30 protein-coding genes are annotated in these 24438 nt (G+C 68.9%); 18 read left to right on the top strand and 12 right to left on the bottom strand.

The annotated features are described in order from the left end of the window. Positions 1–8: 8 nt before the first annotated feature. The 6 genes from SK854_RS30975 to SK854_RS30950 are packed head-to-tail and all read right to left on the bottom strand — an operon-like array spanning position 9 to position 5842. The gene (locus SK854_RS30975) at positions 9–1058 is read right to left on the bottom strand and encodes an ABC transporter substrate-binding protein (protein WP_319978638.1); all 1050 of its coding nucleotides are present in this window, start codon (positions 1056–1058) and stop codon (positions 9–11) included. A 14-nt stretch (positions 1059–1072) separates the two neighbouring features. After that, positions 1073–2419, bottom strand: a complete 1347-nt coding sequence (locus SK854_RS30970) for a sulfate adenylyltransferase subunit 1 (protein WP_319978637.1) — start codon at positions 2417–2419, stop codon at positions 1073–1075. Continuing rightward, entirely contained in the window at positions 2420–3319 is a 900-nt protein-coding gene (gene cysD / locus SK854_RS30965; protein ID WP_177320624.1) for a sulfate adenylyltransferase subunit CysD, read from the bottom strand. Continuing rightward, positions 3316–4011, bottom strand: a complete 696-nt coding sequence (locus tag SK854_RS30960) for a phosphoadenylyl-sulfate reductase (protein ID WP_319978636.1) — start codon at positions 4009–4011, stop codon at positions 3316–3318. The genes cysD and SK854_RS30960 overlap by 4 nt, the downstream gene beginning before the upstream one ends. Further along, on the bottom strand, positions 4008–4166 hold the full coding sequence (locus tag SK854_RS30955; protein WP_090006108.1) for an Insertion element protein: 159 nt from the start codon (positions 4164–4166) through the stop codon (positions 4008–4010). Before SK854_RS30955 ends, SK854_RS30960 begins: the two co-directional genes overlap by 4 nt. Continuing rightward, entirely contained in the window at positions 4163–5842 is a 1680-nt protein-coding gene (locus SK854_RS30950; RefSeq protein ID WP_319978635.1) for a nitrite/sulfite reductase, read from the bottom strand. Before SK854_RS30950 ends, SK854_RS30955 begins: the two co-directional genes overlap by 4 nt. 369 nt (positions 5843–6211) lie before the next feature. On the opposite strand from SK854_RS30950, the gene hemW reads away from it, so the two are divergent. Continuing rightward, the gene (gene hemW, locus SK854_RS30945; RefSeq protein ID WP_319978634.1) at positions 6212–7420 is read left to right on the top strand and encodes a radical SAM family heme chaperone HemW; all 1209 of its coding nucleotides are present in this window, start codon (positions 6212–6214) and stop codon (positions 7418–7420) included. Here the strand turns inward: hemW and SK854_RS30940 are convergent, their stop codons facing one another. Continuing rightward, positions 7421–7615, bottom strand: coding sequence for a hypothetical protein (locus SK854_RS30940; RefSeq protein WP_319978633.1), 195 nt, complete (start codon positions 7613–7615; stop codon positions 7421–7423). A 125-nt stretch (positions 7616–7740) separates the two neighbouring features. Here SK854_RS30940 and hrcA point away from each other — a divergent pair, with 125 nt between their 5' ends. The 6 genes from hrcA to SK854_RS30910 all read left to right on the top strand — a co-directional run bounded on the left by hrcA (position 7741) and on the right by SK854_RS30910 (position 12807). Then, positions 7741–8763 carry a heat-inducible transcriptional repressor HrcA gene (gene hrcA, locus SK854_RS30935; protein ID WP_319978632.1) on the top strand — a complete coding sequence of 341 codons (1023 nt, stop codon included), beginning with the start codon at positions 7741–7743 and terminating at the stop codon, positions 8761–8763. Positions 8764–8806: 43 nt separating this feature from the next. Then, a complete protein-coding gene (gene dnaJ, locus SK854_RS30930) occupies positions 8807–9955 on the top strand; it encodes a molecular chaperone DnaJ (protein WP_319978691.1) in 1149 nt (382 codons plus the stop codon). Beyond that, positions 9952–10683, top strand: coding sequence for a 16S rRNA (uracil(1498)-N(3))-methyltransferase (locus tag SK854_RS30925; RefSeq protein WP_319978631.1), 732 nt, complete (start codon positions 9952–9954; stop codon positions 10681–10683). The genes dnaJ and SK854_RS30925 overlap by 4 nt, the downstream gene beginning before the upstream one ends. Before the next feature lie 541 nt (positions 10684–11224). Continuing rightward, positions 11225–11881, top strand: coding sequence for an alpha/beta hydrolase family protein (locus SK854_RS30920; protein WP_319978630.1), 657 nt, complete (start codon positions 11225–11227; stop codon positions 11879–11881). A gap of 9 nt (positions 11882–11890) precedes the next feature. Further along, positions 11891–12481: a TetR/AcrR family transcriptional regulator gene (locus SK854_RS30915; RefSeq protein WP_319978629.1), complete on the top strand. Its 591-nt coding sequence runs from the start codon at positions 11891–11893 to the stop codon at positions 12479–12481. Between the two features lie 8 nt (positions 12482–12489). Further along, on the top strand, positions 12490–12807 hold the full coding sequence (locus SK854_RS30910) for a histidine triad nucleotide-binding protein (RefSeq protein WP_319978628.1): 318 nt from the start codon (positions 12490–12492) through the stop codon (positions 12805–12807). On the opposite strand, the gene SK854_RS30905 is transcribed toward SK854_RS30910, so the two are convergent. Together SK854_RS30905 and SK854_RS30900 are read right to left on the bottom strand one after the other, a co-directional pair. Beyond that, a complete protein-coding gene (locus SK854_RS30905) occupies positions 12804–13601 on the bottom strand; it encodes a GNAT family N-acetyltransferase (RefSeq protein WP_319978627.1) in 798 nt (265 codons plus the stop codon). The two genes, SK854_RS30910 and SK854_RS30905, sit on opposite strands and share 4 nt — an antisense overlap. Then, positions 13598–14344: a GNAT family N-acetyltransferase gene (locus SK854_RS30900; protein WP_319978626.1), complete on the bottom strand. Its 747-nt coding sequence runs from the start codon at positions 14342–14344 to the stop codon at positions 13598–13600. Before SK854_RS30900 ends, SK854_RS30905 begins: the two co-directional genes overlap by 4 nt. Positions 14345–14489: 145 nt before the next feature. On the opposite strand from SK854_RS30900, the gene SK854_RS30895 reads away from it, so the two are divergent. The 11 genes from SK854_RS30895 to SK854_RS30845 are packed head-to-tail and all read left to right on the top strand — an operon-like array spanning position 14490 to position 22834. Next, on the top strand, positions 14490–15539 hold the full coding sequence (locus SK854_RS30895) for a PhoH family protein (RefSeq protein ID WP_319978625.1): 1050 nt from the start codon (positions 14490–14492) through the stop codon (positions 15537–15539). A gap of 5 nt (positions 15540–15544) precedes the next feature. Next, positions 15545–16090 (top strand): rRNA maturation RNase YbeY, encoded by a 546-nt coding sequence (gene ybeY / locus SK854_RS30890; RefSeq protein WP_030474423.1) that lies wholly within the window; start codon positions 15545–15547, stop codon positions 16088–16090. 4 nt (positions 16091–16094) lie between these two features. Continuing rightward, complete coding sequence (locus SK854_RS30885; RefSeq protein WP_319978624.1) at positions 16095–17381, top strand: hemolysin family protein; 1287 nt, start codon at positions 16095–16097, stop codon at positions 17379–17381. After that, positions 17374–17706, top strand: a complete 333-nt coding sequence (locus tag SK854_RS30880) for a cytidine deaminase (RefSeq protein ID WP_319978623.1) — start codon at positions 17374–17376, stop codon at positions 17704–17706. Before SK854_RS30885 ends, SK854_RS30880 begins: the two co-directional genes overlap by 8 nt. Positions 17707–17759: 53 nt before the next feature. Further along, positions 17760–18656, top strand: a complete 897-nt coding sequence (gene era / locus SK854_RS30875; protein ID WP_090006121.1) for a GTPase Era — start codon at positions 17760–17762, stop codon at positions 18654–18656. After that, positions 18656–19408 (top strand): DNA repair protein RecO, encoded by a 753-nt coding sequence (gene recO, locus SK854_RS30870; RefSeq protein WP_319978622.1) that lies wholly within the window; start codon positions 18656–18658, stop codon positions 19406–19408. The genes era and recO overlap by 1 nt, the downstream gene beginning before the upstream one ends. Before the next feature lie 46 nt (positions 19409–19454). Then, positions 19455–20279 (top strand): isoprenyl transferase, encoded by an 825-nt coding sequence (locus SK854_RS30865; protein ID WP_319978621.1) that lies wholly within the window; start codon positions 19455–19457, stop codon positions 20277–20279. Beyond that, positions 20276–20674 (top strand): YbjN domain-containing protein, encoded by a 399-nt coding sequence (locus SK854_RS30860; protein WP_189159908.1) that lies wholly within the window; start codon positions 20276–20278, stop codon positions 20672–20674. The genes SK854_RS30865 and SK854_RS30860 overlap by 4 nt, the downstream gene beginning before the upstream one ends. Before the next feature lie 23 nt (positions 20675–20697). Continuing rightward, positions 20698–21129 carry a hypothetical protein gene (locus SK854_RS30855; RefSeq protein ID WP_319978620.1) on the top strand — a complete coding sequence of 144 codons (432 nt, stop codon included), beginning with the start codon at positions 20698–20700 and terminating at the stop codon, positions 21127–21129. Beyond that, positions 21126–22136, top strand: coding sequence for a permease (locus SK854_RS30850; protein WP_319978619.1), 1011 nt, complete (start codon positions 21126–21128; stop codon positions 22134–22136). The genes SK854_RS30855 and SK854_RS30850 overlap by 4 nt, the downstream gene beginning before the upstream one ends. Beyond that, a complete protein-coding gene (locus SK854_RS30845) occupies positions 22133–22834 on the top strand; it encodes a TIGR03943 family putative permease subunit (protein ID WP_319978618.1) in 702 nt (233 codons plus the stop codon). The genes SK854_RS30850 and SK854_RS30845 overlap by 4 nt, the downstream gene beginning before the upstream one ends. 566 nt (positions 22835–23400) lie before the next feature. On the opposite strand, the gene SK854_RS30840 is transcribed toward SK854_RS30845, so the two are convergent. The 3 genes from SK854_RS30840 to SK854_RS30830 are packed head-to-tail and all read right to left on the bottom strand — an operon-like array spanning position 23401 to position 24436. After that, complete coding sequence (locus SK854_RS30840) at positions 23401–23799, bottom strand: Fur family transcriptional regulator (RefSeq protein ID WP_090100492.1); 399 nt, start codon at positions 23797–23799, stop codon at positions 23401–23403. After that, positions 23796–24146 carry an ArsR/SmtB family transcription factor gene (locus tag SK854_RS30835; RefSeq protein ID WP_089950753.1) on the bottom strand — a complete coding sequence of 117 codons (351 nt, stop codon included), beginning with the start codon at positions 24144–24146 and terminating at the stop codon, positions 23796–23798. The genes SK854_RS30840 and SK854_RS30835 overlap by 4 nt, the downstream gene beginning before the upstream one ends. An 11-nt stretch (positions 24147–24157) precedes the next feature. Further along, entirely contained in the window at positions 24158–24436 is a 279-nt protein-coding gene (locus SK854_RS30830; RefSeq protein ID WP_319978617.1) for a hypothetical protein, read from the bottom strand. Positions 24437–24438: the final 2 nt, after the last annotated feature.

The raw sequence follows: 24438 nt of genomic DNA, 5'->3' as shown, positions 1-24438 counted from the left end.
TCTCGGAACTACTTCTTGTCCAGGCCCGCTGCTTGGACCTGCGGCTTGCCCTGTGCCTGCAGAACCTTGTTCAGCAACGTGAAGTCGGCGTACCCGGCGACGTTCGCGGCCTCCTTGGCCACCCCGGCGGTCACGGCGTCCTTCGCGAGCTGCGGGAAGTGCTTGGCCTGCGCGTCCGTGGTCAGCTCGATGTTGTCCCACGCGGCGTCGAGGATCTTGTCGCCGAGCTTCTTGGACGTGAGCTTCTCCAGGTGGGCGTTGGCGGCCTTCTTCGCCTCGTCCTTGTTCGCCTTCGCCCAGTCGATCGCCGCGACGTGACCCTTCAGCACGGCCTCGACCGTCTCCGGGTGCTCCTGCAAGAACTTCGTCCGCACGATGACCACGGTGGTCGGGAACGCCCCGCCGTCCCACAGCGTCTTCTCGTCGAGCAGCACCTTCGCGCCGGCCTCGGCGACCAGGCGTGCCGACCACGGCTGCGGCGCCCAGGCGGCCTGGATGTCGCCCTTCTTGAACAGGTCGAGCGACGCCGCGTTCTCCACGTTCTGCACGGTGACCTGGCCGGTCAGGTTCTTCTCCGCCAGGTACTTCTTCAGCGACACGTCCTGCGTGTTCGCGAGCTGCGGCGTGGCGACGACCTTGCCCTTGAGCTCCTCGATCGAGTTGATCTCGGGCTTCACCACGAGCTGCGCGCCACCCGAGGTGGCGCCCGCGATGAGCTTCACGGCCTCGCCCTTGGACTTCGCGTAGGCGTTGATCGCCGGTCCTGAGCCGATGTAGGCGATGTCGAGGGACTCGCCCAGCAAAGCGTTCACCTCGTCGGGGCCCGCGTTGAACGTCTGCGTCGTCAGCTTGGTGCTGCCGAGCTCCTTGGCGAACAGGCCGTTCTCGACGCCGATCAGCGCGGCGGCGTGGGTGACGTTCGGGAAGTACCCGAGGCGGACCTCGGCGGCGGCACCCTTGGACTCGGCGGCGGGGGTCTCACCGCTGCCGGCGCGGCTGCAACCGGACAGGGCTGTCAGAGCGATCAGGGCGACGGCGATGGCGGGCTTGAGGTTCACGGGGAAGAGGCCTTTCAGGGACCGGGGGAGACGAGGGCATGGGTGTCAGGGGTGGCGTTGACGCCACCCCCGGTACAGCTCTCCACGCCGTCCTCAAGCAGCGGCAGCGGAGCCCCGACCAGTCCGGCGGCGAGCGTGGAACCATCGCTCGCGTCGATCACCAGGAAGGACCCGGTGCGCCGGCTGAAGCTGTAGTCGTCCAGCGGAACGGGCTCCGCGAGACGCAGAGCCACTCGGCCGATCTCGTTGAGCTCCAACGAACTGGGGCTGTCCACGCTGGACAGGTTCTGCTCGTCGAAGCGGTCGCGCAGGTCGGTGACCATCGCCTGCACGGTGCGCGTGCCGTGCTTGACGAGGACTCGGGCGCCGGAGCGCAACGGCTTCTCCGCGAGCCAGCAGAGGGTGGCGTCCAGCTCGTCGGTGACCGTGGGCTCGTTGCCCGCCACCGAGATCAGGTCGCCGCGGGAGATGTCGATGTCGTCCGCCAGCAGCAACGTCACGGACTGGCCCGCCGCCGCCTCGGTCAGTTCGCCATCGGCCGTGTCGATCTTCGTGACCGTCGAGCGACGGCCTGACGGCAGCACCACGATCTCGTCGCCCGGCTTGATCGTGCCGGCCGCGATCAGACCGGCGTAGCCCCGGTAGTCGAGGTGTTCGGCCGTGCGCGGGCGGATCACGTACTGCACCGGGAAGCGGAACGGGGCGTCGTGCGGGTCGGGCTCGACCGGCACGTTCTCCAGGTGCTCCAGCAGGGTCGGGCCGGAGTACCACGGCGTGTTCGCGGACTTGTCCACGACGTTGTCGCCCGCCAGCGCGGACACCGGGATCTCGACGACCGCGTCCTCGGTGTAGCCGAGAGCCGTGGCGTGAGCGGTGAACTCCTTGGCGATGCGGGAGAACGTCACCTCGTCGTAGTCCACGAGGTCGATCTTGTTGACCGCGAGGACGAGCCGGGGCACGCCCAGCAGCGCGAGAACCGCCGCGTGGCGCCGGGTCTGCTCGATGACGCCCTTGCGCGCGTCGACGAGCAGCACCGCGAGCTGCGCGGTGGAGGCGCCGGTGACGGTGTTGCGGGTGTACTGCACGTGGCCGGGGGTGTCCGCGAGCACGAACGACCGCTTCGGCGTCGCGAAGTACCGGTACGCCACGTCGATCGTGATGCCCTGCTCGCGTTCCGACCGCAGGCCGTCGACCAGCAACGACAGGTCCGGCGTCGCGAGACCCCGGTCGGCGCTCGCCCGGTGGACGGCGTCGAGCGTGTCCGCGAGCACGGACTTGGTGTCGTAGAGCAACCTGCCGACGAGCGTGGACTTTCCGTCGTCCACGCTGCCAGCGGTAGCCAACCTCAACAGGTCGCTCATTTAGAAGTAGCCCTCCCGCTTGCGGTCTTCCATGGCGGCCTCGGACAGCCGGTCGTCGGCACGTGTGGCGCCGCGCTCGGTCAGTCGTGACGCGGAGACCTCGGCGATCACCGCGTGGATGTCGGCGGCGTCGGACTCGACGGCACCCGTGCAGGAGCCGTCACCGACCGTGCGGTAGCGAACCGTCTTGCGCAGCAACGTTTCGCCGTCGCGCGCCGTGCCCCAAGGGCCTTCGGCGAGCCACATGCCGTCGCGCAGGAACACGTCGCGCTGGTGGGAGTAGTAGATGTCCGGGAGCTCGATGCCCTCGCGCTCGATGTAGTTCCAGACGTCGAGCTCGGTCCAGTTCGACAGCGGGAACACGCGGACGTGCTCGCCGGCGCGGTGCCGGCCGTTGTAGAGGTTCCACAGCTCCGGGCGCTGGCGCTTCGGGTCCCACTGGCCGAACGCCGTGCGCAGGCTGAAGATCCGCTCCTTGGCGCGGGCGCGTTCCTCGTCCCGGCGGCCGCCGCCGAAGACCGCGTCGTACTTGTGCTGCGTGATGGAGTCCAGCAGCGGCACGGTCTGCAACGGGTTGCGCGTGCCGTCCGGACGCTCTTCCAGGCGGCCGTCGTCGATCCAGTCCTGGACCTTCGCGACCTCCAGGCGCAGACCGTGCTGCGCGACGACGCGGTCGCGGAACTCGATGACCTCGTCGAAGTTGTGCCCGGTGTCGACGTGCAGCAGCGGGAACGGCACCGGGGCCGGGTAGAACGCCTTGATCGCGAGGTGCAGCAGCAGCGTCGAGTCCTTGCCGCCGGAGAAGAGGATCACCGGCCGGTCGAACTCTCCCGCCACCTCGCGGAAGATGTGGATCGCCTCCGATTCGAGGCGTCCCAAGGTGTCGAGCGCGAGTGTCATCCGTGCAACCCACATTCCGTCTTGGACTGACCGGCCCACCGGCCGCTGCGGGCGTCCTGCCCCGGCAACGGCTTCGCGGTGCACGGCAGGCAGCCGATGGAGGGATACCCCTCCTGCACCAACAGGTTCTCGAGGACGCCCTTCTCGCGGATGTAGGCGTTGAACTCGTCGTCGCTCCACGGCGCGATCGGGTTGATCTTCACCAGGCCGTTGCGGTCGTCCCACTGCACGATCGGCGTGTTCGCCCTGGTCGGGGCGTCCACGCGGCGCACGCCGGTGACCCACGCGTCGTACTTCGCGAGCTCCCGGCGCAGCGGCACGACCTTGCGCAGGTTGCAGCAGGTGGCCGGATCCGACTGGTACAGCAGGCCGAACTCGCGTTCCTGGTCCTCGACCGACTGCTCGGCCGCGGCGTTCACGATCCGCACGTCCGGGTAGACGACCCCGACCGCGTCCCGCACGCCGATCGTCTCCGGGAAGTGGTAGCCCGTCTCCAGGAACAGCACGTCGAAGTTCGGCTTCACCTTGGCGGCGAGGTCGATCAGCACGGCGTCCTGCATGTTGGAGGCGACGATGTAGTTGTCGCCGAACGTCCGCGCGACCCACCCCAGCGCCTCTTCGGCGTTCGCGTCCTTCAGCTCCAGCTCGGCGGCCTCGGCGACGATCTTGAGGTCTTCCTTGAGATCGCTCACTTCTTCACCTCCTGCGGCAGGTTGAGCCCGACGAACGAGACCTTGAAGACGCGGCGGCACCCGGTGCACAGCCACGCGTAGCTGGGTTCCTCCTGCGGCCGGAGGTCCTCGTCGCCGCAGTAGGGGCAGTAGAACGGCGTCGCGCGCTCAGTCATCGCAGCGAACCCTCTTCCGCCCGGCCGACCCACTGCGCGAACCGCTCGTCGGTTTCGCGCTGGGCGACGAAGTTCCGCACGATCCGCTCGACGTACTCGGGCAGCTCGTTCGCCGTCACCTTGTGGCCGCGCAGCTTCCGGCCGAACCCGGCGTCGAGCCCGAGGCCGCCGCCGAGGTGCACCTGGAATCCCTCGACCTGGTTGCCCTGCTCGTCCGTGACGATCTGGCCCTTGAGGCCGATGTCCGCGGTCTGGATGCGGGCGCAGGAGTTGGGGCAGCCGTTGATGTGCACGGTGATCGGCGCCGTGACGCCGTCGACGATGTCCTTGAGGTTGGCTTCGAGCTGCGTGACCAGGTCGTTGGCGCGGGCCTTGGTCTCGACGATCGCGAGCTTGCAGAACTCGATGCCGGTGCAGGCCATGATGCCCCGGCGCCACGGCGACGGGTCGACCTGCAGGCCGAGCTTGGCGAGCCCGCTCTTGAGCTCGGGGATCTCGGACTCGGCGACGTCCAGCACGATGATCTTCTGCTGTGGTGTGAAGCGGACGCGCGTGGAGCCCGCCCGTTCGGCGATCTTCGCGACCTCGACCAGGATCGAGCCCGAGACGCGGCCCGCGACCGGCGCGGCACCGACGTAGAACAGGCCGTCCTTCTGCTTGTTCACGCCGATGTGGTCCAGTTGCTGCTTCAGGGTTTCCGGCGCCGGGCCGTCGATCATCTTGCGCTTGAGGTACTCGTCCTCCACGACCTGGCGGAACTTCTCCGGGCCCCAGTCGGCGACGAGGAACTTGATGCGCGCGCGGTGCCGCAGCCGGCGGTAGCCGTAGTCGCGGAAGACGGAGATGACCGCCTCCCACACGTCCGGCACCTCGTCGAGCGGCACCCAGGCGCCCAGACGCTTGCCCAGCATGGGGTTCGTGGACAGACCGCCGCCGACCCAGAGGTCGAAACCGGGCCCGTGCTCGGGGTGGTTCACGCCGACGAACGCGATGTCGTGGATCTCGTGCGCGACGTCCTGCAGGCCCGAGATGGCGGTCTTGAACTTGCGCGGCAGGTTCGAGAACCGCGGGTCGCCGATGTAGCGCTCGAGGATCGTGTCGATCGCCGGCTGCCCGTTGATGATCTCGTCCTCGGAGATGCCCGCGACCGGCGAGCCGAGGATGACGCGCGGGCTGTCGCCACACGCCTCCATCGTCGTCAGGCCGACGGCTTCGAGCTTCTGCCAGATCGTGGGAACGTCCTCGATCGCGATCCAGTGGTACTGGATGTTCTGCCGATCGGTGATGTCCGCGGTGTCGCGCGCATAGGTCTGCGAGATCTCGCCGAGGACCTTCAACTGCTGCGTGGTGAGCGCGCCACCGTCGCTGCGGACGCGCATCATGAAGTACTCGTCGTCCAGCTCTTCCGGCTCCAGCGTGGCCGTGCGGCCGCCGTCGATGCCGGGCTTGCGCTGCGTGTACAGGCCGTACCAGCGGAAACGTCCGCGCAGGTCGGCCGGGTCGATCGAGTCGAAACCACCGTGGGCGTAGATGTTCTCGATGCGGGTGCGGACGTTGAGCGGGTTGTCGTCCTTCTTGCTCCGCTCGTTGGGGTTCAGCGGCTCTCGGTAACCGAGTGCCCACTGTCCCTCGCCGCGACGCTGCTTGGCGCGCGGTGACGTCTGCGGCGGGACCATCGCCATCCTCCGGGGTTTCGAGGCGCTCGGTGCGCATGCGAGCCCGGAGGTGCTTGTGGTGGGGGCGTCGTCAGCGCGCCGGGCGCCGACGGGAACAAATCAGCGCGCGGTCAGGCCGAACGACGGCACATCGCGCTGGAGACACGACGGAAGTCGACGTGGCGGCGGGCCACGAGGCGGACTCCAGTCGAATGCATGTCCCCAGTGTGCCCCGCGTCCAGTACCTGGTCCACCAGCAACCGAATGCTGGGATTGACGAGGGGAAGTTGACATCCTAGGCTGGTTTCACTCCGTAGTACTTCTGTCACCGACAGATACTTTCCCTGGTCGAACACCGCCATTCGGGCCGTGTAGGGGACACTGGGAGTCATGCCCTCCGCTTTGCCCGAAGGCGAGCCCGCGCCCGCCGACGGTGCGCTTCCCGCGTCCGCTCTCGCCGGTGTCGGTTCCCGTCCGTTCGGCATCTACGTGCACGTGCCGTTCTGCGCGACCCGCTGCGGCTACTGCGACTTCAACACCTACACGCCCGGCGAGCTGGGCTCCTCCGCCTCGCCCGAGTCGTGGCTGGAGGGCCTGCGCCGCGAGCTGGACCTGGCCGCGTCCGTTCTCGGGACCGCTCCGTTGGCCGAAACCGTGTTCGTCGGTGGCGGTACGCCCTCTTTGCTGGGTGCTTCAGGTCTCGGCGAGGTTTTGGACGCGGTGCGTCAGTCGTTCGGCCTGGCTCCTGGCGCCGAGGTGACCACCGAGTCGAACCCCGAGTCGACGTCCGTTCCGTTCTTCGAGGGGATCCGTTCCGCGGGCTACACGCGCGTGTCGCTGGGCATGCAGTCCGCGGCCCGGCACGTTCTGGCCGTGCTGGACCGCAAGCACACCCCCGGCCGTCCGGGGGAAGCGGCGCTGGAGGCTCGCAAAGCCGGTTTCGAGCACGTGAACCTGGACCTGATCTACGGCACGCCGGGGGAGCGGCCCTCGGACCTGGCTTCGTCGCTGGACGCCGTGCTGGCCGCGGGCGTCGACCACGTGTCGGCCTACGCGTTGATCGTGGAGGACGGCACCGGCCTCGCCCGCCGCATCCGCCGCGGCGACCTGCCCATGCCCGACGACGACGTGCTGGCCTCGTCGTACGAGATGGTCGATTCCGTTCTGAGCGGCGCCGGGTTCTCCTGGTACGAGGTGTCGAACTGGGCGACCTCCGCCGAGGCCCAGTGCCGCCACAACGTCCTGTACTGGAAGGGCGCGGACTGGTGGGGCTTCGGTCCCGGCGCGCACAGCCACGTCGGCGGAGTGCGCTTCTGGAACGTGAAGCACCCGGCGCGCTACTCGTCCCTGCTGGCCGAGGGCACGTCGCCCGCCGCCGGTCGCGAGCTGTTGTCGGCCGAAGATCAGCGGGTCGAGCGCGTGCTGCTGGAACTGCGCCTCGCCGAAGGACTGCCCGTCGACGTGCTGGACGACGCCGGCCGCGAGGAGGCCAGGCAGGCGATCGCCGACGGGCTGCTGGAGCCGTACGACGACCGTTGCGTGCTGACCGACCGCGGCCGCCTGCTCGCCGACGCCGTGGTCAGGCGCCTGCTGCCGTGATCACCGGGCGCGCAGGTCGTGCTGACTGCGCACCTCGACGATCTCCTGGCCTTCTTTCTCATACGTCACCGTGCCCCACCAGAGCCCGTCCTCCCTGCGGGCCTCTTCCCAGACAACCGTGCCCCTCCACCACTCGTCGCCGCTGAGCACCAGGCATGGTTTGCCGGGTGGCCGCAGCCACACCACGTTGTCCACGTTTGGACCCTAGCGACCGCCACCGACAAAAACCGGAGGCCGGATCGAGCACGACTTCAGAGGGGGCACCAGGCAGGAAACCGGCTGGGTAAACTCGGGAGTAGTGGACACGGAGGTGAACTGCGATGAACGCCGATGAGCGTCGGTTCGAGGTGCTGCGTGCCATCGTCGCCGACTACGTGTCCAACCAGGAGCCCGTCGGGTCGAAGGCCCTGGTCGACCGGCACAACCTGGGAGTGTCGAGCGCGACCGTGCGCAACGACATGGCCGCGCTGGAGGACGAGGGCTACATCGCCCAGCCGCACACCAGCGCCGGACGCGTGCCGACGGACAAGGGCTACCGGCTCTTCGTGGACAGGCTGAGCGAGATCAAGCCGCTCTCGCAGGCCGAGAAGCGGGCGATCCGGAGTTTTCTGGACGGGGCGATCGACCTCGACGACGTGATGCGCCGCAGCGTGCGGTTGCTCGCGCAGCTGACCAGGCAGGTGGCGGTGATCCAGGTGCCGACGCTGTCGCGTGCGGCCGTGCGTCACCTGGAGGTGCTGCCGATCACGCCGTCGCGGCTGATGCTGGTGCTGATCACCGACACCGGCCGCGTCGACCAGCGGATCGTCGAGCTCGGGGACGTGATCAGCGAGGAGCACACGGCGCAGTTGCGCGGCGTGCTGAACCAGGCGATGGCGGGACAGCGGCTCGCCGAGGCGAGTGCCAAGGTCGCCGAACTGCCCGACGAGGTTCCGTCGAACCTCCGCGACCCGATGCTGCGGGTCGCTACTGTGCTCATCGAAACGCTGGTGGAGCACCCAGAGGAACGGCTCGTGCTCGGCGGTACCGCGAACCTCACGCGCAGCATCACCGACTTCCCGGGCTCGCTCCGGCAGGTGCTGGAGGCGTTGGAGGAGCAGGTCGTCGTGCTCAAGCTGCTCGCCGCCTCCCGCGACCCCGGTCGCGTGCTGGTGCGCATCGGCGAGGAGAACGAAGCCGCTGAGATGCGCAGCACTTCCGTGGTGTCCATCGGCTACGGCAGCCGTGACAATCCGCTCGGGGGCCTGGGCGTCGTCGGACCGACGCGCATGGACTACCCCGGAACCATGGCGGCCGTCCGCGCGGTCGCCAACTACGTCGGTGAGATCCTGACCGGTCGTTGACCAGAAACGTCTTGCACTTGAGATGAACATGAAAGCGAACAAGGTGGCCAGGGATTACTACGGCATCCTCGGTGTCTCGCAGAACGCGACACAGGATGAGATCAAGCGCGCCTATCGCAAGCTCGCGAGGCAGCTGCACCCGGACGTCAATCCCAACGAGGAGGCCCGCTTCAAGGAGGTGACGGCCGCCTACGAGGTGTTGTCGAACCCCGAGAAGCGGCGCGTCGTCGACCTGGGAGGCGACCCGCTCGACTCGGGCGGCGGTGGCCGCCCCGGCGGAGACCCGTTCTCCGGCTTCGGCCTCGGCGACATCATGGACGCGTTCTTCGGCGCCTCGACCGGTGGCGGCCGTGGTCCGCGCAGCCGCGTGCAGCCCGGCTCCGACGCGCTCATCCGGCTCGACATGACGCTGGAGGAGTGTGCGGCGGGCGCCACGCGTGAGCTGACCGTCGACACGGCGATCCTGTGCGACCGCTGCCACGGCGCGGGTACCCAGAACAACTCCAAGCCGGTCCAGTGCGACACCTGCCACGGCCGCGGCGAGGTCCAGTCGGTGCAGCGCTCGTTCCTCGGCCAGGTCGTGACGTCACGGCCGTGCCCGGTGTGCCGCGGCTACGGCGAGGTCATCCCCGACCCGTGCCAGCAGTGCGCGGGCGACGGCCGCACGCGGTCGCGCCGCACGATCTCCGTGAACATCCCCGCCGGTGTCGCCGAGGGCATGCGCGTGCGGCTCGCGGGCCAGGGCGAGGTCGGCCCCGGCGGTGGCCCCGCAGGCGACCTCTACGTCGAGGTCGAGGAGCACCCGCACGAGATCTTCGAACGCGACGGCGCCGACCTGCACTGCATCGTCCAGATCCCGATGACGACGGCCGCCCTGGGCGCCACGTTGCCGTTGAAGACTCTGGACGGCGAGGAAGAACTGCAGATCGACCCCGGCACGCAGCCGAACACGCAGCTCGTCATGACGGGCCGCGGCATGCCGAAGCTGCGTTCGACCGGCCGCGTCGACGGCCGCGGCGACCTGCACGTGCACCTCGAGGTCCTCGTGCCGACCAAGCTCGACGCCGCCCAGTCCGCGTTGCTGCGCGACCTCGCCGAGATGCGCGGCGAGAACGAGCCCTCCCTGTCCCACAACGGCAAGGGCGGCGGCGGACTGTTCTCCCGCCTGCGTGCCTCGCGCGGCAACCGGTGACGCTGCCCGTCTTCCTCGTCTCGTCGTTGCCGGCGGGCGAGGAGTTCGTGCTGGACGGCCCGGAAGGCCGCCACGCCGCGACGGTGAAGCGTCTGCGCGTGGGCGAGGAACTCGTGCTGTCGGACGGATCCGGCGCCCAGGTGCGGTGCTCGGTGACGGCGGTGGAGCGCGACTCCTTGGCGTTGCGCGTGGTCGAACGCTGGGTGGAGCCCGAACCGGCGCCACGCGTGGTGCTCGCCCAGGCACTGGTGAAGGGCGACCGCGGCGAACTCGCGGTCGAACTCGCCACCGAGGCCGGGGTGGACGGCGTGGTGCCGTGGCGCGCCGCCCGGTGCATCACCAAGTGGGAGGACGGGCCGCGCGGCGCGAAAGCGCTGGGACGCTGGCGATCCACCGTGCGCGAGGCGGCGAAGCAGGCCCGCCGCTCGCGCGTGCCGGCGGTCGACGAACCCGTGAGCACGACTCAGCTCTCTCAGCGCGTGTCGTCGTCCGCGTTGACCCTCGTGTTGCACGAGAGCGCGACCGAACGGCTTGCCGACGTCCCGTTGCCCGAATCCGGAGACGTGCTGCTCGTCGTCGGGCCCGAAGGCGGAATCACGCCCGAGGAACTCGACGCCCTGCGATCTTCGGGTGCACGGATCGTCCGATTGGGTCCAACCGTTCTGCGTGCATCTACCGCCGCAGCGGTTGCTCTTGGTGCCATTGGGGTACGTACAGCTCGGTGGTGACCCCGATCACTCCTGGGATGAACATCGGATGGATTGGCTTGACGGAAGTTGTAGCGAATCCCAGGCCGATGGGGTTACCCTGGTTTGCAGAGGGGCCGATTGGTCTATCCGGAAACGGCGTAGACGATTAGACCTTCTGACCAAAAGACTCGCCGGACACCTCCCCCCTCGGTCCGGCGTCGGCGCCTCGCGGCGAAGCGACCCCCAGGCTTCGGACCGCGAGGCGCCCCTTTTGGTTTTGGTGCTGGCTGCTCGGCGCTGGCGCGCCTTCGCCGCCTGCACCAAAAGGGTGTCTTTTGGGGGCCGAGCCCCCAAGCCCCACGCCGGGGGCAAGCCCCCGGACCCCCGGCCACCTCGCCTTCGGCATCGGGTGGCCCATCAGGTGGTATGAGGGCGCGGCGGCTTGTTCGGCGTGTGAGGCGCGGCCGCTGTCAGGTGTGTGCAAGTGGGGCTCCTCTTATTCCGTCTGCCTATGGGTGGCGGTTGGTGGCCGTTGTTGTGTCTTCCTTGTTATTTGTTGGCCTTGACGTAAGTTCTGCGTGTGCAGCGAATTGCTTACGGTGACCATCCCAGTCAGTTTGGCGAGCTTTACCTTCCTGATGGTGTTGCTCAGGGTGCTGTTGTCGTCATTCACGGTGGTTTTTGGCATCAGCGGTATGGCTTGGAACTCGGGCGGCCCCTTGCGGACGTGCTCGTCGCCGACGGATTTGCTGTCTGGAACATCGAGTACCGGCGGGTGGGCGGTGGTGGTGGGTGGCCGCGGACCGGTGAGGACGTGCTTGCCGCCATCGACGCCGTCGACATCGGGCCCGTCGTCGCGCTCGGGCACAGTGCCGGGGGGCACCTCGCTGTGTGGGCGGCCAAGCACAGCGCGCGAGTGGTCGGAGCGGTGGCTCAGGCCGCCGTGCTGGACTTCACGCGGCACATCACGCCGCGGGCGTTGGAGCTGTGCACCGAGGAGCAGTTCGCGGAGGCCTCGCCGGCCGCGCTGGTTCCCATCGGCAAGCCGGTGGTGTGCGTGCACGGTGATCAGGACGAGGACGTCCCGGTCGAGCAGTCCATCGGGTTCTGCGCGGCGGAGCCGCAGGCCGAACTCGTCGTGGTGGAAGGGGCCGGGCACATGGACGTGATCACGCCGGGCACCGAGTCCTGGGAGAGGTGCCGCGCGGCTGTCGGGCGCCTTGCGGGCGGCTGCTAAAAAGGGCCGGTGCCGAAGGTTGTCGACCATGAGGAACGCCGCCGCGAACTCGCTGAGGCCGTGTGGCGCATCGTGCAGCGGGACGGGATAGACCACGCTTCCGTACGCGCCGTCGCGGCCGAGTCCGGGTGGTCCAGCGGGTCGCTGCGCCACTACTTCCCGACACAGGACGCCTTGCTGGGGTTCGCGATGGAGCTCGCGTACCGGCGGTTCATCGCGCGGCTGGAGAAGATCGACACCTCGGCCGGGAACCGGGAGGTGCTGCGGTCCTTCGCGCACGAGATGCTGGCGATGGACGACGATCGCCGGGTCGAGGCGGCGGTGCTGTTGTCGTTCCTGCCGCGGGCGATGGTGGAGCCGTCGTTGCACGAGCTGGAACGCCTCGGCACGCGCGAGTTGTACGCCGGGATCGCGCGCGTTCTCGTTGCCTCGCAGGAAGCCGGTGAGCTGCGGGACGGCGTCGTGCCGATGAAGGCCGCGCGGCGGTTCATCGTGCTGATCGACGGGCTCAACATCCACCACGGGCTCGGGCCCGACGAGCTCACGGTCGAGGACATGATCGAGGCCGTCGACGAGCAGCTGGACCGGCTGTTCGTTTAGCTTGGGGCATGTCCTGTTTGTTCTGCCGGATCGTCGCCGGTGAGATTCCCGCGACGATCGTGCACGAGACCAAGACGACGCTGGCGTTCCGCGACATCCAGCCCAAGGCGCCTGTGCACGTGCTGCTGATTCCGCGCGAGCACGTGCCGAACGCCGTCGACCTGGACGGCGAGCAGCTCGGCGACCTCTTCGCCGCGGCGCGAGAGGTCGCCGACGCCGAGGGCGTGGCCGAGAGCGGGTACCGGCTGCTGTTCAACACCGGGCCGGACAGCGGGCAGGAGGTCTTCCACGCCCATCTGCACTTGTTGGGCGGCAAGCGTCTTTAGCCGAGGGCCTGCAGCAGCGGCGCGTGGTAGCGGGTGCGGTCGCCGGGCAGGGTTTCGGCTCCCCGGACCATCCAGGCGGCCTCGCCCCACGACTCCATGCCGTGGTCACGGACGTACGCGATCACGTCCGGGTCGTGCACGTCCACGCGGACACGGCCGTTTGCGACGGCCGAGTCGGCGATGAGCGCGCAAGCGTCGGTGGGGGAGTCCGCGATGACCGGGCCGATCAGGAGCAGGTCGTCGCGCACGCGCCACGACCCGGCGATGCCGTGGTCGGAGACCCTGACGGATCCCCTGGTGAGCAACGACTCCCACAGGAACGGCCGCGTGAGACCGGTGACCTTGATGTCGAGTGCGACGAGGTCGTCGAGGTCAGCGTGCGTGGCGATATGCGATATATCAGCTGCCGGGCCCGTGAACTGGCCTGTGTGGATGTCGGTGAAACCCACGGCGTGGAAGCCGAGCTGTTCGTAGAGCGGGAGGCCCATCGCCGTCGCGAACAACGTCGAGACACCGGTATCCAACACATGGGACACCAGTCGGCGGGCGTGGCCCTGGCGCGCGGCGCGTTCGGCCACCAGCACCATGCTGATCGACGCCAGTTCCGGATAGCGCGTCACGATCGTCGTGCCGACGAGGCCGTGCTCGTCGAACAGGCCCCAGCCCTCGCCGTGCGTGAGCAGGAACTCCCACTTGGTCTCGTCGCGCGACCACGACCGGCTCTCGGCCAGGTCGGAGCACGCGGGGAGGTCGTTCAGTTCGAGTCGTCGCAGTTCCACGGATTCCTCAGTCATCCCAGCGCGAGTGACGCGGGCGCGAAGTAGCGCGCACGATCGCCGCCGACGTCGTCCACGCCGTGCACCATCAGCGCACAGCTCCCGCGCACCTCGTAACCCTTGCTCAGCAGGAACGCCGCCACGTCCGGGTCGCTGACGTCGACGCGGGACGGCCCGGCGCCGGCGACCACGTCAACGATGATCTCGCACGCCGCCGCCGCGTTCGGTGCCACCAACGGCCCGATGACCAACGTCTCACCCATGCGCCGCGTGCAGACGAAGCCGTCCCGCGCGATGTGGGGCGTGTACACCGACGACGGACCGAACACGTGCGTCCAGAACGCCTCGCGCGTGAATCCACTTGCCGCCTGGTCGAGCGCCACCACCGCGGGCAGATCGGCGTGCGTCGCCTTTCGCGTCACACCGGTCGCGGCGCCACCGAGTTCGCCGTGGTGCGCCGCGGCTTGCCCGACCGAGTGAAAGCCGAGCCGCCGGTACAGCGGCTCACCCATCGCCGTCGCGTGCAGAACGGAAGGTCCCGCATCCAACACATTGGACATCAGTGCGCCCGCGATGCCCCTGCGTTCGGCCCACGAGCCGACCAGCACGCCGCTGATCGCCTGCATCTCGGGATACGGCGTGACCACGGTCGTGCCGAGCAGCCCCGTCTCGTCGAAGGCGCCGAAGCCCGGACCGAGCGACAGCAACATCTCCCACTGCGCGGGCGTCCACGCCCAACCCCGGTCCGTGATCAGCTTCATGCACTCGGGTATGTCGTCGACGCCAAGCCTGCGGATCTCCACAGCTCCCGAGCACACACCGTGAGCAATGCGCTAGCCACCCATTTTCGGCCGGACTAGCATCGACGGCACCAGATCCGAGCGACAGGAAGCAGGCCGGGGCCACGTGGCCGACGAAACACAGCAGAGCAACAAGGAAGGTCAGTCCCGGTTCGCCGTGCCGGAAGGTGCGGTGCTCACGCTGCTCGGGTCGCGCGACGAGAACCTCCGGCTCGCGGAGGAACTGCTCGACGCCGACGTGCACGTGCGCGGGAACGAGATCACCTTGTCCGGCGATCCCGCCGACGTGGCCTTCGCCGAGCGCGTCTTCTCCGAGCTCATCACCCTCGCGGGCCGTGGCCAGCCCATCGACCAGAACGCCGTCCGCCGCATCGTCGCGATGCTCAGCGCGAACGACGTCGAGTCGCCCGCCGAGGTGCTGAGCCTCGACATCGTGAGCCGCCGCGGCCGCACGATCAGGCCGAAGACGCTGAACCAGAAGCACTACGTCGACGCGATCGACAAGAACACCATCGTGTTCGGCATCGGCCCCGCCGGCACCGGCAAGACCTACCTCGCCATGGCCAAGGCCGTGCAGGCGCTGCAGGCCAAGCAGGTCAACCGGATCATCCTCACCCGCCCGGCCGTCGAGGCGGGCGAGCGCCTGGGCTACCTGCCCGGCACGCTCTACGAGAAGATCGATCCGTACCTGCGCCCGCTCTACGACGCGCTGCACGACATGGTCGACCCGGAGTCGATCCCGCGCCTCACGCAGGCCGGCACGATCGAGGTCGCACCGCTCGCGTTCATGCGCGGCCGGTCGCTGAACGACGCGTTCATCATCCTGGACGAGGCGCAGAACACGACGCCCGAGCAGATGAAGATGTTCCTCACCCGCCTGGGCTTCGGCTCGAAGGTGGTCGTCACGGGTGACATCACCCAGGTCGACCTCCCCGGCGGCCAGCGCAGCGGCCTGCGGGTCGTCAAGGACATCCTCGAAGGCGTCGACGACGTGCACTTCTCGACGTTGACCAGCCAGGACGTGGTGCGCCACCGCCTGGTCGGCGACATCGTGGACGCGTACGACAAGTGGCAGGTCCAGCAGGACCTCGTCGACCAGAACGGGCAACACCACGGACCCGGTGCACGCCGGGGGAACCAGCGCCGGGGACGATAGGCGCCGTGAGCATCGAGATCGCCAACGAGTCGGGTGTCGGAGTCGACGAAGGGTCCATCGTCTCCGCCGCCCGCTTCGCGCTGGACCGCATGGGCGTGAGCCCGCTGGCCGAGTTGTCCGTCCTGCTCGTGGAGCTGGACGTGATGGCAGACCTGCACGAGCGCTGGATGGACCTGCCGGGTCCGACGGACGTCATGGCCTTCCCCATGGACGAGCTGGACTCCGCGCGCCGCCCCGACGCCGCGGGCCTCGGCCCCGCGCTGCTCGGGGACATCGTGCTGTGCCCCGCGTTCGCCAAGGACCAGGCCAAGAAGGCGGGCCACGGCCTGCTGGACGAGCTGCACCTGCTGACCGTGCACGGCGTGCTGCACCTGCTCGGCTACGACCACGCCGAGCCCGCGGAGGAACGTGAGATGTTCACGTTGCAGAACCGCATCCTCGGCGACTTCCGCACCGCGCGGGACGAGGCAGAGCGGGCCGCTCACCAGCGCAGCACCGACGACAAGGTGCTCGGCGCGGTCGGCCTGGACGAGAAGAACGAAGAAGCCTGACGCGATGACCGCGAACCCTGCCAGTGTGATCGTGCTGGCCGTTCTGCTCGTGCTCGCCGCCGGACTGTTCGCGTGTGTGGATGCCGCTCTCGGCACCGTGTCACGCGCACGAGTGGAGGCCCTGCAACGGCAGGGTCGCTGGGGCACCGGGCAGTTGCTGCACGTCCTCAACGACCGGCCGCGGCACGTCAACCTCTTGTTGCTGCTGCGCCTGGCCTGCGAGATGTCGGCGGCCGTGCTGACCACGACGGTGTTCCTCGACTTCGTGGAACAGGACGGGCTCGCTGTCCTGTACGCCTGCCTGAGCATGCTCATCGTGTCGTACGTGCTCGTCGGCGTCGGACCGCGCACCCTCGGCCGTCAACACCCGTACGCCGTGAGCCTGCTCGCCGCCGGCACCGTCCGGCAGCTCGGGCGCGTGCTCGGGCCGCTGTCCAAGCTCCTGATCCTCATCGGTAACGCCATCACTCCCGGCAAGGGCTTCCGCGAGGGTCCGTTCAGCTCCGAGGTCGAGCTGCGCGAGCTGGTCGACATGGCGCAGGAACGCGGCGTCGTGGACGAGGGCGAGCGCGAGATGATCCACTCGGTGTTCGAGCTGGGCGACACCATCACGCGCGAGATCATGGTGCCGCGCACCGAGATCGTGTGGATCGAGCAGTCCAAGTCGCTGCGGCAGGCGCTCGCGCTGTCGTTGCGCACCGGCTACACCCGCGTCCCGGTGATCGGCGAGAGCGTCGACGACGTGCTCGGCGTGGTGAACCTCAAGGACCTGATGCGGGCCACGCTCGCCGAGGGCGAGGACCCGAAGTGCGTGTCCGAGCTGATGCGCCCGATGAGCTTCATCCCGGACTCGAAGCCCATCGCCGACCTGCTGCGCGAGATGCAGGTGTCGCGCAGGCACATGGCGATCGTCGTGGACGAGTACGGCGGCACCGCGGGCCTGCTGACCATCGAGGACATCCTCGAGGAGATCGTCGGCGAGATCACCGACGAGTCCGACACCGACGACCGCCCGCCGATCGAGCACCTGGAGGACGGCGCGGTGCGGGTCAGCGCGCGCCTGCCGGTGGACGACCTGGACGCGTTGTTCGGCACCGAGCTCGACGACCACGAGGTCGAGACCGTCGGCGGTCTGCTCGCGCAACGGCTCGGGCGCGTGCCGCTGCCCGGCACCGAGGCGGAGATCGCCGGCCTGCGCATGCGGGCCGAGGGCGGCAAGGACGAACGCGGCCGCATCCGGGTCACGACGGTGCTCGTACGCCCCGCGCAGAAGGAGAACGAAGATGACTGACGTAGATCCGGAGAACGCCAAGCTCGTGACGCTCGCGCGGTCCGTCCGCGCACGCAACGGCGCCGCGGAAGGCGCGGCGGTGCGGGACCTCGACGGCCGCACCTACAACGCCTCCACGGTCTCGTTGCCGTCGCTGAAGCTGACCGCGCTGCAGGCGGCCGTCTCGGCAGCCGTGTCGAGTGGCGCGCAGGGGCTGGAGGCGGCGGCGGTCGTCACCGAGGCGTCCCAGGTGGACGAGGCGTCGCTGGCGGCGGTGCGCGACCTCACCCAGTCCGGGCCGGTGCTCCTCGCGAGCGTTTCCGGTGAGGTGCGCGACCAGTTCTAGGTGGCCGGAAGGCCCCGCGAACGGCCATAACCAGCAAGAGGGACAATGGACGGATGGATGGTTACCGCTCCGGGTTCGCGTGCTTCGTCGGCCGCCCGAACGCAGGGAAGTCGACGCTGACGAACGCGCTGGTGGGCACGAAGGTCGCCATCACGTCCAGCAAGCCGCAGACCACCCGCCACACGATCCGCGGCATCGTGCACCGCGAGGACGGCCAGCTCGTGCTGGTCGACACCCCCGGTCTGCACCGGCCGCGCACACTGCTCGGCCAGCGGCTCAACGACCTGGTGCGCGAGACGTGGTCGGAGGTCGACGTCGTCGGCTTCTGCGTGCCCGCGGACCAGAAGGTCGGCCCCGGTGACAAGTTCATCGCCGCCGAACTGGAGAAGGTCGCCAAGCGCACGCCCGTGCTGGGCATCGTCACCAAGACGGACCTGGTGTCGCAGCAGCAGGTGATGGAGCAGCTGCTCGCGCTGCAGAAGATCATGGAGTTCGCTGAGATCATCCCGGTGTCCGCGGTGGACGGCTTCCAGGTCGACACGCTGAGCGACCTGCTGCTGAAGAAGCTGCCCGAGGGCCCGCAGCTGTTCCCGGACGGCGATCTGACCGACGAGCCCGAGCAGACCCTCGTCGCCGAGCTGATCCGCGAGGCCGCACTGGAGGGCGTGCGCGACGAGCTGCCGCACTCCATCGCCGTCGTGGTGGAGGAGATGGAGCCGCGCGAGGGTCGCAACGACCTGATCGACATCCACGCGTTCGTGTTCGTGGAGCGGTCGTCGCAGAAGGCGATCATCCTGGGTCACCGGGGTGAGCGGCTCAAGCAGGTCGGCATGGAGGCTCGCAAGCAGATCGAGCGTCTGCTGGGCAGCCGGGTGTACCTGAACCTGCACATCAAGATCGCCAAGGACTGGCAGCGGGACCCGAAGCAGTTGCGCCGCCTGGGGTTCTGATGGCACATCTGTACGGCGACACCGGGATCGTGCTGCGCGTGCAGAAGCTCGGTGAAGCGGACCGGATCATCACGTTCCTGACCCAGAAGCACGGCAAGCTCCGCGCCGTGGCCAAGGGCGTGCGCCGCACGTCGTCGAAGTTCGGCGCGCGGCTGGAGCCGTTCTGCCACGTCGACGTGCAGTTCCACCCCGGCCGGACGCTCGACATCATCACGCAGGTGCAGACGCTGGACGCGTTCGGCGTCGGCATCGTCACGGACTACCAGCGCTACACGGCCGCGTGCGCGATCCTCGAGACCGCTGATCGCCTCACTGCCGAAGAGGGCGAACCGGTCCTGCGGCTCTACATGCTCGTGGCCGGGGCGTTGAGGGCGTTGTCGAACGGGGAGCGCGATCCGTCGCTGCTGCTGGACGCGTTCCTCATGCGTGCGATGGCGTTCGCGGGATGGGCGCCCGCGGTGAACGAGTGCGCGAAGTGCGGCAATCCCGGTCCGCACCGGGCGTTCAGCATCCAGGCGGGCGGCTCGTGCTGCCCGAACTGCCGCCCGGCCGGCTCCTCGTCGCCCTCCCAGGACACGCTGGCGCTGCTCTCGGCGCTGCTGCACGGCCAGTGGAACGTGGTCGACGAGATCCCGCACCTGGCCCGCCGCGACGCGAGTGGCCTGGTCGCGGCGCACCTGCAGTGGCACCTCGAACGGCAGTTGCGGTCGTTGCCTCTGGTCGAGCGAAAGGCGCAGCCGGCGGACGGCTAATGTGGCTGCTACCGACAACGGTTTTCGCTCGAAAGGTATCTGGTTCATGCTGCGTCGCCGCCGCTCTGAGCGTGAGAAGCGCGTTCCGCGCCCGCCGGAGCCGCACGAGTCCGGTGCGACGCCTCCGGACATCCCGGCCGATCTGGTGCCCAAGCACATCGCGATCGTGATGGATGGCAACGGCCGTTGGGCGAACCAGCGCGGACTGTCGCGGGTGGAGGGGCACAAGCGCGGTGAGCAGGTCGTGCTCGACGTCGCGAAGGGCTCCATCGAGCTGGGCGTGAAGTGGCTTTCGCTGTACGCCTTCTCCACCGAGAACTGGAAGCGCAGCCCCGAAGAGGTCCGCTTCCTGATGAACTTCAACCGCGACGTGATCGCGCGCCGCACCGACGAGCTGGACGAGATGGGTGTCCGCATCCACTGGGCCGGCCGCTCGCCGAAGCTGTGGGGCAGCGTCATCAAGCAGCTGCAGGAGGCCGAGGTCCGCACGGCCGAGAACACCGTGCTGAACCTCGTCATGTGCGTGAACTACGGCGGCCGCGCGGAGATCGGCGACGCCGCCCGCGAGGTCGCGCGCCTGGTCGCCGCCGGGAAGATCAACCCGGACAAGGTCGACGAGCGCACCCTCGCGAAGTACCTGTACAAGCCGGAGATGCCGGACGTCGACCTGTTCATCAGGCCGTCCGGTGAGCAGCGCATCTCGAACTTCCTGCTGTGGCAGTCCGCGTACGCCGAGATGGTCTACCAGGACATCCTCTGGCCCGATTTCGACCGCCGCGACCTGTGGCGCGCCTGCGAGAAGTTCGCGGACCGCGACCGTCGCTTCGGCGGTGCCGTCGACAAGCCCGGTGAGGAGGTGGCGTCGTCGTGAACGCGAGCGGTGAGGCCCTGGAGGCCGCACGCAAGGCGTTGGAGCTGTTCCACGACGTCTCCGTGGACGACGACGGCGCGCTGAGTTTCCGTCACGGCGACGTGCCGTGCGCGGTGCAGGGCATGGAACTGGCCGAAGGGCTGACTGTTCTCTCGCTGACGGTCGTCGTCGCGTGGGACCTGCCGGCCGAGGCGGCCGGGTGGGTCGCTGAACGCGCTGGTCAAGGCCTGTTCGGCACGCTCGGCGTGATTCATTCCGAACGCGGCACGGACGTGATGCTGCGCTACGCGTTCCCGGCGGACGGCCTCAAGCCGGAACCTCTGAGCACGCTCCTCATGTTGGTCGTCTCGACCGCGTCGCAGGTGCGCGGCGAGCTCCTCTCCCGCTTTTCTTGAGAAAGGACCCTTCGATGGGTGGCGTGATCATTTACGAGCCGGAAGAGGACTCGGACGTCAACGAGTTCCCGTGGACCGTCACGTTCGAGCCCTCGGGCGGCGACGACTGGGACTCGTTCATCTGCGGCCCGTACGAGCGTGACCACGCCGTCGCGCTGGCCGAGGCGGTGGCGCTCGACGACGCCGAGGGCGGCGTGCTGGCCATCGTGAAGCCGATGCTGCCCGCGCTGTCGGCAGGGGACGTCTCCGCCACGATCGACGAACTCCGCGAGGCCGCTCTCGAAGAAGAGGCCGACGCCGAGGAGACCGTCAACGGCACGCCCGTCGACTTCGACGACGACGATCTCGAAGAGGAGGAGGCGGAGTTCGACGAGCCGCCCTCGCCCGAGGAGATCCGCGAGGGCATGGCGCGCCAGTACCGCCGCCTGCTCGACCTGGACGCGGACGCGGAATGACGATCACCGGCGAGATCCGCTCGTCGAAGCGGCGCTCAGGGCCGCCTCGGCTGAAGATCACGTCGTTGGAGGTGCTGTGCGGGATCCTCGTTCTCGCACTGCTCTTCCAGTCCAGGCTCGTCGATCTGCTCGACGTGCCGAAGCTGCGCACGGCCTCGACCGTGTTCGTGGCGATCTGCGTGCAGGCGATGCCGTTCCTCGTGCTGGGCGTGCTGATCTCGGGCGCCATCGCGGCGTTCGTGCCGGCTTCGGCGTTGCGTCGGTTGCTGCCTTCGAAGACGGCGCTGGCCGTGCCCGTGGCCGGTGTCGCGGGCATCGCCCTGCCGGGCTGTGAGTGCGCTTCGGTGCCGGTCGCCAAGAGGCTCATGCAGCAGGGGGTCGCCCCGGCAGTGGCGCTGACGTTCCTGCTGGCCGCGCCCGCGGTGAACCCGATCGTGCTGGTGTCGACCGCCGTGGCGTTCAACGACACCCCGATGATGGTCGTGGCTCGGTTCGTCGGCTCGTTGCTGACCGCGATGGTCATGGGCTGGCTGTGGGTGCGCTTCGGCAAGATGGAGTGGATCGCCGAACGCGCGCTGGCGCGGCTGGGGGACCACTCGGGGCAGAACAAGTGGGCCGTCTTCGCCGAGAGCGCGCGGCACGACCTCGTGGACGCCGGCGGATTCCTGGTCCTGGGCGGACTGTTCGCTGCCGCGTTCAAGACGTTCGTGCCGGTCGCGTGGATGCAGACGCTGGGCGGCCAGATCGTGCTCGGCGTGATCGTGATGGCCTTCCTGGCCGTCATCCTGGCGCTGTGCTCGGAGGCCGACGCGTTCGTGGCCGTCGCGTTCTCCGCGCTGCCGCTGCTGCCGCGCCTGGTGTTCCTCGTCGTCGGCCCGGCCGTCGACGTGAAGCTGATCGCGCTGCAGGCAGGTGCGTTCGGCAAGTCCTTCGCCTTCCGCTTCGCACCCGCCACGTTCGTGGTGGCGGTCTTTTGCGCCGTCGTGACAGGAGTGGTGCTGCTGTGAGGCGGGAAACCCAGAACATCCTGCTGGTCCTGCTCGGCGGCGCGCTGCTGAAGATCAGCTTCTCCGGGCTCTACCTCAGGTACGTGCAGAAGAGCCTGCTGCCGCTGCTGATCGCGGCCGGCGTGACCATGATCGGTCTCGCGCTGTTCGCGATCATCCGGGACATCCGCCGCGGCAAGGCCGTCGACGACGGCCACGAGCACTCGCACTCGTCGCGCTCGACGTGGCTGATGCTGCTGCCGGTGCTGGCGGTGTTCCTGATCTCGCCCCCGGCCCTGGGCGGCGACGTCGTCAACTCGGCCGCCGACACGAACCAGACGCAGCGCTCCCGCAACCTGCTCGGCGAGCTGCCGTCCGGCGACGTGATCCCGTTGTCCATGACGGAGTTCGTCACGCGCACGGCGTGGGACGAGTCCGGCACCCTGGACGGCCGCCGGGTGAAGCTGACCGGGTTCCTGCTGCGCGCGGACGGCGCCACCTACGTCGCGCGGCTCGCGATCTCGTGCTGCGCCGCCGACGCCCGCCCGTTGAAGGTGCGCGTGACCGGGGACGTGCCCGCGCTGCCGGACGAGCAGTGGGTCGAGGTGACCGGGCAGGTCGTGCCGAAGTCGGCGAACGAGAAGAACTCCTGGGTGCCCAGCTTCACCGTCGAGTCGTTCACGGCCGTGGCCGAGCCGGTCGAGCCCTACGAGTCCTAGGCCGGCGACTCGCTCGTCACCGATATATCAGTTGCGGGGATCCCTGCTTGCCCGGCCTTTGCAACGAGTCTTTTGCGGACGAAGTCCAAAGACCTGTTGCAAAGGTGCGGGTGCGGGTTGCGTGCGGGTCGTCGCGTTGCAGCGGGGTTGGTCGCGTTCCTGACGTTCGGTCGCCTTGCGAGGGTGGTCCATCAGGTCGTGACGAAGTGCGGGGTTGCGATTGGGGCTTGACCTTGAGCCTCTGGCGGGATGCTTGACGGCCGGAAAAGGCCGGGCTGAAAAGCGCCCGGCCGTGCCCATGAGGGGAGCATCCCGCCCACTCAAGGTCAAGCCCCAATCGCCATGAGCGGGGTGCACCGCTACCCGGCGCTCTAGGTTCAGACGGCTCGCTTCGCATCGCCACGCCAGGCTTCGTACGTGGTTGCTTTTGCGTGGGCCGCGCCTGATGGCACCGCGCGGGGCGGGGTGCGTTGGCGGGCGCCGGTTGGCATTGCGCGGGGCGGGGTGCGTTGGCTGGTGCCGGTTCCAGCGACCCCATGTCGCCGCGCCGCTCCCGCGTCAGGGTCCTACTTGAGGCCCTTCGCCGTGCACTCCGCGCACGTGCCGAAGATCTCGACGGTGTGGCTGACCTCGGAGAAGCCGTTCTCGGCCGCCACCCGGTCCGCCCACTTCTCCACGGCGGGGCCCTCCACCTCGACCGTGCGGCCGCAGTGGCGGCACACGAGGTGATGGTGGTGGTGCGCCGAGCAACGGCGGTAGATCGCCTCGCCGGAGTCGGTGCGCAGGACGTCGACCTGGCCTGCGTCCGCGAGGGACTGGAGTGTGCGGTAGACCGTCGTCAGGCCGATGCCCTCGCCGCGGCGGCGCAGTTCCTCGTGCAGTTCCTGGGCGCTGCGGAAGTCGTCGAGCTGGTCGAGCAGGTTCGACACCGCGGTGCGCTGCTTGGTGGACCTCAGTCCGGTCACAACTTCTCCTCGACGTGCGTCACAGCGTCCACCACGATGTGCGCCAGGTGTTCGTCCACCAGTCGGTACACGACCTCGCGGCCGTGTCTTTCGCCGTGCACCACGCCCGCCGACTTCAGCACGCGCAGGTGCTGGCTGATCAGCGGCTGGGCCACTCCCAGTGCCTCGACCAGTTCGTGCACGCAGCGGTCGTGTTCCCGCAGTTGCAGCACGATGGCGATGCGGACCGGGGCGGCCAGCGCGCGCAGCAGGTCGCCGGCCTCGGCGAGGGTGTGCGCGGAACGGGGTGGCGCGGGCGCGGGGGCCGCGCGTTCGGGGGAGTGCTCGCCGTGCAACTGGACGGTCATGGCGGCGCACCTCACCTGGTAGGGATTTTCACAACCAATTCTACGGTGATGATGAGCAGTACGAGCAGGACCACCACGCGCAATGTGCGCTGAGCTGGGGAAAGAACCTTCCAGGTGGCTGCCAGCAGTGCGCCGGCGCCCACGATCAGCACACCGAGCAGCACCGCGCCGAGGGTGCCGCCCACCAGCACGCCGGTGAGGAACAGACCGAGCACGAGCACGAACGCCACGACGGGGCGGACGCGCGCGAGTGGGCCGTCGCCGGGCAGGAGAGGGCGCTTGGAGGTCACCG

It is taken from the genome of Lentzea sokolovensis, assembly GCF_033949975.1.
Lineage (GTDB): Bacteria > Actinomycetota > Actinomycetes > Mycobacteriales > Pseudonocardiaceae > Lentzea > Lentzea sokolovensis.
This window is presented reverse-complemented; position numbering and strand designations above follow the sequence as displayed.